The sequence below is a fragment of the Kitasatospora sp. NPDC089509 genome (assembly GCF_044749365.1).
In the GTDB taxonomy this organism is placed as follows: Bacteria; Actinomycetota; Actinomycetes; order Streptomycetales; family Streptomycetaceae; genus Kitasatospora.
In genome coordinates this window covers 715,406-721,775 of the sequence record NZ_JBIVHS010000003.1, presented here as the reverse complement: position 1 = coordinate 721,775, position 6,370 = coordinate 715,406, and the positions used below count along the sequence as shown (strand labels likewise).

Sequence of the window (6,370 nt, the reverse complement as noted above, 5' to 3'; positions counted from 1 at the left end):
CTGCGGCGAATCGCAGCCCCTTGCCCTGCTCCGCAGGAGTTCCGTTTCCTCCCCCGACTAAAGCCGGGGGTATCCACGGAGGTATCTGATGACAGCGGTCCGGCGGGCAGGCCCATCACGGGCGTGCCGGTCGTCGCAGCCGGGGCCGCCCGCCCTGAGACCCCTCCTGGGGCCCGTCCACGCCCATCGCAAAGAGAAGCGTGGTTCTGCTAACGTTCCGTCATAAGCAAAATGGTGATTCTCTTTGTGGGGGTGCAGTGCCTCGGCTCACCGACGCGCGCAAGGAACTCCGGCGTACTCAGATCGCCGAGGCCGCCGTGCGCTGCTTCAGCCGCAACGGCCTGGAGCGGACCTCGATCGCCGACATCACCGCCGAGTCGGGCCTGTCGACCGGCTCGATCTACGCGCACTACCGCAACAAGGCCGACCTGGTCCGCGCCACCGCCCGCCAGACGCTCGCCAAGCGCGGCGACGTCATCGGCGCGTACGCGGCCGGCGACGCCCCGCCCGACCCCGACGAACTGCTCGACCGCCTGATCGCCGCGATCGACCCCGCCGAGGCCCGGGTCGGTGTGCAGACCTGGGGTGAGGCGACCACCGACCCGGCCGTCCACGACATCGTCGTCGACGCGACCGACCGGATGCGCGCGATGCTGCACGACTGCGTCACGGCCTGGCTCGTGAAGGTCGAGCACCAGGAACCGGCCCGGGCTCGGGAGCACGCCGCACCGATCGCCCACCGGGTCATGGCGCTCTACCAGGCCGAACTGCTCTACACCGCCTTGCGGACACCGTCCGAGGAGACACCGTCCGAGAAGGCGCCGACCCAGAAGACAGCGACCCAGAAGACACCGACCGAGGAGACAGCGACATGACCACCACGACCGCTTCGTTCGCCGCCCGCACCGTATTCCGGGTCGGCTACGGCGCATTACAGCTCCAGCGCCTGCACGACCGCCGCGACGAGGCCGTCGCCCTGCTGCGCCGCGCGGTCGAGCTGGGCGTCGACCACGTGGACACCGCCGAGTTCTACGGCTCCGGATTCGCCAACGACGTGATCCGCGAGGCGCTGCGCCCCGAGGACGATGTCCTGGTCGTCACCAAGGTGGGGGCCGACCCCGACCCCGGCGGGCCACTGCCGCTGCGTCTGGCCCAGCGGCCCGAGCAGCTGCGCGCCAGTGTCGAGGACAACCTGCGCAGCCTCGGCGTCGACCGGCTCGCGGTCGTCAACCTGCGCCGCCTGGACACCGGCCCGGGACTGCGTCCCGAGGGTGACCAGGTCGTCGACCTCGACGACCAGCTCGCGGTGATGACCGCCCTGCGCGACGAGGGCAAGATCGGCGCGATCGGCCTGAGCAGCGTCACCCTCGACGGCCTGCGCCGCGCCCTGCCCGCCGGCATCGTCTGCGTCCAGAACGCCTACAGCCTCGTCTCCCGCGACGACGAGGACATGCTGCGACTGTGCACGGCCGAGGGCATCGCCTGGGTGCCGTTCTTCCCCCTCGGCGGGGCCTTCCCCGGCCTGCCCAAGGCGACCGACGAGCCGGCGGTGCACGCCGTGGCCGCGTCGCTGGGCGTCACACCCTCCCAGGTCGGCCTCGCCTGGCTGCTGCACCACGCCCCGAACGTGCTGCTCATCCCCGGCACCGCGGACGTCGCCCACCTGGAGGCGAACATCGCGGTCAGCGAGCTCACCCTCGACGCCGCGACCCTCGCCACCCTCGACGGCATCGAGTCCCGCTCCAACGAAGGCCCCATCGGCTGACCGGAACCCGCCGACCGGAACCGACGCGGCCCACACCGCTGCCCCGCCGCACGCCGGACGCCGGACGCCCTGACGAACTGTCAGGCCACGCCGGGGAACCCACTCCACCCAGCTCCCAGGACGGATCCATGAAGGCCATCATCTACCGCGACAACGGCGGCCCCGACGTGCTCCGGTACGTCGACCGCGACCGGCCCGAGCCCGGACCCGGCGAGGTCCGGGTCCGGGTCGCCGTGTCCGGGGTCAACCCGACCGACTGGCAGGCGCGTTCCGGCATCGGCCACCCCAAGCACTTCCCCGAGGTCACCCCGCACCTCGACGGCGCCGGCACGATCGACGCCGTCGGTGAGGGCGTCGACCGGGGCCGGGTCGGTCAGCGGGTCTGGCTGTTCATGGCCGCCGCCGGGCGGCCGACCGGCACCGCCGCCGAGTTCACCGTCGTGCCCGCCGACCGGGCCGTCCCACTGCCCGACGACGTCGGCTTCGAGGTCGGTGCCGCACTCGGCGTCCCCGCGCTGACCGCGCACCGCGCGCTCACCGTCGCCGAGGACGGACCGCGCCGGCTCGGGCCCGGAGCCCTGGACGGGAAGGTGGTACTCGCCGCGGGCGGGGCCGGAGCCGTCGGACACGCGGTGATCCAACTCGCCCGATGGGCCGGCGCCACCGTGATCAGCACGGTCAGCGGTCCGGAGAAGGCCCGGCTGGCCACCGCCGCCGGAGCCCACCACGTGATCAACTATCGCGAGGGCGACCCGGCAGCCGCGATCCGCGCGACGGCCCCGGACGGCGTCGACATCATCGCCGAGGTGGCACTCGGCGCGAACCTCGCCGTGGACCTCGCCGTGCTGCGAACGCGCGGCACGATCTCGACCTACGCCAACGACGGCGGCAAGCCGGTCGAACTGGACGTACTCCGGAACATGGTGCTCAACGCGCGGTTCCAGTTCCTGGTCCTCTTCCTGGCCGGTCCGGAAGCACGCGCCGCGGCCGCCCAGGACGTCGCCGCCGCGGTGCGCGACGGCGCACTGCCGGTCGGCGAGGGGCACGGCCTGCCGCTGCTCCGTTTTCCCCTGGAGCACACCGCCGACGCCCACCGGGCGGTCGAGAGCGGCGTGGTCGGCAAGGTCCTGGTGGACATCACGGCCTGACGTCAACCGACCCACGCCCTACCCGGCCACCCCGGCCACCCCGGCTGCTCGCCCTCGCGGCCCGTCACCCGCTACGGTCGGACCAGCGCACCCACCGCCACGGCGGGGCCGACGAGGAGGACCAGGTGACCACCCAGCCCGACCACCAGGACGCGGCCCCGGCCAGGCCGGTCACCCTGCACGAGCTGCGCACCGCCCTCAGCAGGTACGGCCTGCCCGGCGACCGTGAGTCCTTCGAACGGGACCTGGCTGCCGCTCTCGACGCCTCCCCGATCGGCGACTTCGCCGCGGTCGCCGAGGTCGCCGCCACCTACCGCCACCGCCTAACCCTGCGCACGGACGAACAGGCGATGGCGTCGCTGGCCTCCCCGATCGGCGGCCAGCGGTGGACCCCGGCCGCCGACGTCTTCGCCCGGGTGCGCGCCGCCGGCGGCGACCGGTGACCGACCGGCCCACCGAACCGCGCGAGCCGCTGCACGTCTTCCTCTCCGACGCCGCCGAGCAGGCCCTCCTCCAGCTGTGCCCCGGCGAGCTGGACGCGGTGGAGAAGCTCGTCGAGCGCCTGGCGGTCCTCCCCCGGCTCGGCATCCCGGTGCCCGGCGGCACCGATCCGGAGGTCGACGACTACACCGCCCGCACCGACCCGGCCGCCGACTCCGGCGACCGGATCAGCGTCGTGTACCGGTACCACGAGGCCATGTCCTCCGTGTTCGTGACGTGGATCATCGCGGGTCCCTGACCCGCGCCGGCCTCCCCCGACAGCCCTCCTCCCCCAGCAGTCGGCCGCCCTGACCGGTACCGCACGGCCCGGACCGCCGGCCCGGCGTCGCCACCCGGAATCGGACCGCTGCGGCGGGTGTTCAATGGCCCCGTCACACCTGCCGAGCCGTAAGGACACCACCGTGGGCCGCAAGAAGCCGGGCAAGCCGCGCCGGGAGCGCACCGCCGCCGAGTACACCCTCCAGCAGCTCCAGCCGCCCGGCTACGACCGGTGGATGACGCCGGCCCCCGACCTCGACCCCGAGCGGGCCGCCGCCGACTCAACGCTCTCCGCGCAGGCCATCGGCCTGATGCGCCGTCTGGTCCGGCTGCGCGCCGTCTACGGGCCGAGGATCCCGGTGCAGGCCGTGTGGCTGGACGTGGCCATCGACGGCGGAGACCTGCGGCTGCGCCGCACGGACGGCAGCGTCGGGAACCTGCCCGCCGGCGAGCTCGCGGCCGTGCTCGGCGGCGTGACCGCGGCGACCGGGGCAACCGGGGCAACCGGGGCGGCGGACGTGCGGGGCGCGGTCCACGAGCTGCACGCCAACGGCATGCTGCTGGTCGAGCCGAACGGCGAGGACGACACCGTGCTGCGTGTGGTCGTCGGCAAGCCCGCCCGACCCGGTGACCCGTGGCTGTTCGGCGGCGACCTCGCCGGCGACCTGGTGCCCAGGACGTGCGTCCCCGGCGACCCGCAGGCCCTGGGGGCCGACAGGTTCGCCGCGCTCGGCTACCTGCGGTCCCACCTGGCCGAGGGCACCGTCGGCACCGCCGAGGAGTACGCGACGTTCGATGGTGTCGGCTCCGTCGAACGTGCCCAGGAGCTCTTCGACGCCGTCGCGGACCTGGTCGACGTCCGCGGCTGCCCGGCCTGCCCCACCGCGCACCTGTGCACCCGCGACCCCGACGCGCAGCTCGCCTGACGCGCCCGGCGGCCCGGCCCGGCGACGCTGCCGGGTTCGCCGGCCGGGCTGGGCGGCCCGGCCCGGCGACGCTTCCTCTTCTCGCGGTGCGCCGAGGGCCGTCCCGTATAAGCGGGTGTGCCGGGGCGTGGACGACGGTACGGTGCCCGAATGGAGCCGTCGAACCCCGTATGTCCAGCCCACGGACCTGGCATCGATCCCGCGTCACTGATCGGTCGCCGGCTGGTCCGGCTCGTGGCGTCCTGGCACGTGTACGAAGGACGCGAATCCGACACCCCCGTCGATCTGTGGCTCATCGATGACCAGGGGGTGTCCACCCACCTCGTGAGCGAAACGGACTGGTGCCTCGTGGTTGAGGCGTCCGAGCCGTACGAGGGCTACGACATGGGCGACTGGGGCCGGATCGACGTGCGACCCGTTGACGGGGAGACCGCGCTGGCGAGCCGCGTCGGGGAAGTCGTGCTCGGAGTGCGAGAGGACTGGGAGCCGCTGACCGGGCGGATGGGCCTTGAGTTGGACTTCGCATCGGGAAGCGTCCGTTGCGAGAGCTGGTCCGGTGACCTCCGCATTCGAGCCATGGGCCCGATGCCGGGATCTGGCTGAGCTGGTGCCGGTGCCACGCCGCAGGGGCGCCGAGGCGGTGCGTCCGGGCCCGGCCGGGGACTCCCCTGGAGGACCGGGTCCTGCTGGTCACGGCCGCCGTGGTTCGGTCAGCACAGGGGACGTCACCGGCTGGGCCATGAGCGGCTCAATCGGTTCTCGTCGAGGGCGTAACGGACCTGGGGACCATGGAAGTAGCCGCGGACGATGGGGGGTCGGCGCTGCGGGAACGGCCCAGGATCCGTGGGGCCCCGCGACGGCCGGGCGGGCTGCCCTCATCGTGGGTGGGCGGTGTCGCGAGCGGTCTTCTCCCAGGTGGTGACGTCGGAGCGGACGGCGTCGAGATGGGCGAGGACCGCGTCGACCGCGTCGCCGCCCAGGGGCAGGTGCAGCGGGGTCTGCTCGGCGTCCAGGGCGGCCAGGATCGCCGCCGCGGCCTTGGCCGGGTCGCCCGGTTCCGTGCCGCCGCCGGTCCGGGTCATCCGCCGGGTGGGACCGACCGTCCCGGCGTAGTCCGCGATCTCCGCGCTGGCGCTGAGGTTGCCCATCAGGCCGGTGCGGAAGGCGCCGGGCTCGACGATCAACACCTTGATGCCGAGTCGGCGCACCTCGTCTACCAGCGCCTCCGAGAACCCTTCGAGGGCGAACTTGGTGGCGCTGTAGGCGGAGAACCCGGCGAAGGACATCTGGCCGCCCATGCTGCTCATCTGGACGATCGCGCCGCTGCGGCGGGCGCGCATGTACGGGAGCACGGACCGGACCAGGGCGGCGGGTCCGAAGAAGTGCAGGTCGAACAGGGACCGCAGTTCGGCGTCGGTGGTCTCCTCGGCGGCGCCGACGTGACTACGACCGGCATTGTTGACCAGGACGTCGATCCTGCCGTGACGCTCCGCCACATCCCGTACGGTGGCCTCGATCCCCGCGGTGTCGGTGACGTCGAGCGGCAGCGCCTCCAGCTGGCCGGGGTGCGCGGAGACCAGGCCCGCCAGCGCGTCGACGCGGCGCGCGGTGGCCACCACCACGTCCCCGGCGGCGACCGCCGCCTCGGTGATCGCCCGGCCGAAGCCACTGCTCGCCCCGGTCACCAGCCATACCTTGGTCATCGGACATCCCTTCCCGGAAAGTGCTGCGGACCTTTCGGGTTCGACCCTGCCGGGGCTTCGTTCGCCCGT

Annotated in this window: 8 protein-coding genes; 7 read left to right on the top strand and 1 reads right to left on the bottom strand. The window is 73.4% G+C overall.

Annotated features, from left to right (window positions below; all coding sequences use genetic code 11):
- Window positions 1–257: 257 nt before the first annotated feature.
- From ACIP4P_RS09630 to ACIP4P_RS09600, 7 genes are all read left to right on the top strand, one after another.
- A complete protein-coding gene (locus ACIP4P_RS09630) occupies window positions 258–875 on the top strand; it encodes a TetR/AcrR family transcriptional regulator (RefSeq protein ID WP_400916383.1) in 618 nt (205 codons plus the stop codon).
- Entirely contained in the window at window positions 872–1,765 is an 894-nt protein-coding gene (locus ACIP4P_RS09625; RefSeq protein ID WP_400916382.1) for an aldo/keto reductase, read from the top strand. The genes ACIP4P_RS09630 and ACIP4P_RS09625 overlap by 4 nt, the downstream gene beginning before the upstream one ends.
- 128 nt (window positions 1,766–1,893) lie before the next feature.
- A complete protein-coding gene (locus ACIP4P_RS09620; protein ID WP_400916380.1) occupies window positions 1,894–2,913 on the top strand; it encodes an NADPH:quinone reductase in 1,020 nt (339 codons plus the stop codon).
- Between the two features lie 125 nt (window positions 2,914–3,038).
- A complete protein-coding gene (locus tag ACIP4P_RS09615) occupies window positions 3,039–3,356 on the top strand; it encodes a hypothetical protein (protein ID WP_400916378.1) in 318 nt (105 codons plus the stop codon).
- A complete protein-coding gene (locus ACIP4P_RS09610; protein ID WP_400916376.1) occupies window positions 3,353–3,652 on the top strand; it encodes a hypothetical protein in 300 nt (99 codons plus the stop codon). Before ACIP4P_RS09615 ends, ACIP4P_RS09610 begins: the two co-directional genes overlap by 4 nt.
- 163 nt (window positions 3,653–3,815) lie before the next feature.
- Window positions 3,816–4,598: a hypothetical protein gene (locus tag ACIP4P_RS09605; RefSeq protein ID WP_400916374.1), complete on the top strand. Its 783-nt coding sequence runs from the start codon at window positions 3,816–3,818 to the stop codon at window positions 4,596–4,598.
- A gap of 150 nt (window positions 4,599–4,748) precedes the next feature.
- On the top strand, window positions 4,749–5,201 hold the full coding sequence (locus ACIP4P_RS09600) for a hypothetical protein (protein ID WP_400916372.1): 453 nt from the start codon (window positions 4,749–4,751) through the stop codon (window positions 5,199–5,201).
- 272 nt (window positions 5,202–5,473) lie between these two features.
- Here the strand turns inward: ACIP4P_RS09600 and ACIP4P_RS09595 are convergent, their stop codons facing one another.
- Window positions 5,474–6,301, bottom strand: a complete 828-nt coding sequence (locus ACIP4P_RS09595) for an oxidoreductase (RefSeq protein ID WP_400916371.1) — start codon at window positions 6,299–6,301, stop codon at window positions 5,474–5,476.
- Window positions 6,302–6,370: the final 69 nt, after the last annotated feature.

What these genes read in the sequence shown, in the direction of transcription:
- ACIP4P_RS09620 (WP_400916380.1), top strand. Translation starts at nt 1,894, where the DNA reads ATGAAGGCCATCATCTACCGCGACAACGGCGGCCCCGACGTGCTCCGG.
- ACIP4P_RS09625 (WP_400916382.1), top strand. Translation starts at nt 872, where the DNA reads ATGACCACCACGACCGCTTCGTTCGCCGCCCGCACCGTATTCCGGGTC.
- ACIP4P_RS09600 (WP_400916372.1), top strand. Translation starts at nt 4,749, where the DNA reads ATGGAGCCGTCGAACCCCGTATGTCCAGCCCACGGACCTGGCATCGAT.
- ACIP4P_RS09595 (WP_400916371.1), bottom strand. Translation starts at nt 6,301, where the DNA reads ATGACCAAGGTATGGCTGGTGACCGGGGCGAGCAGTGGCTTCGGCCGG.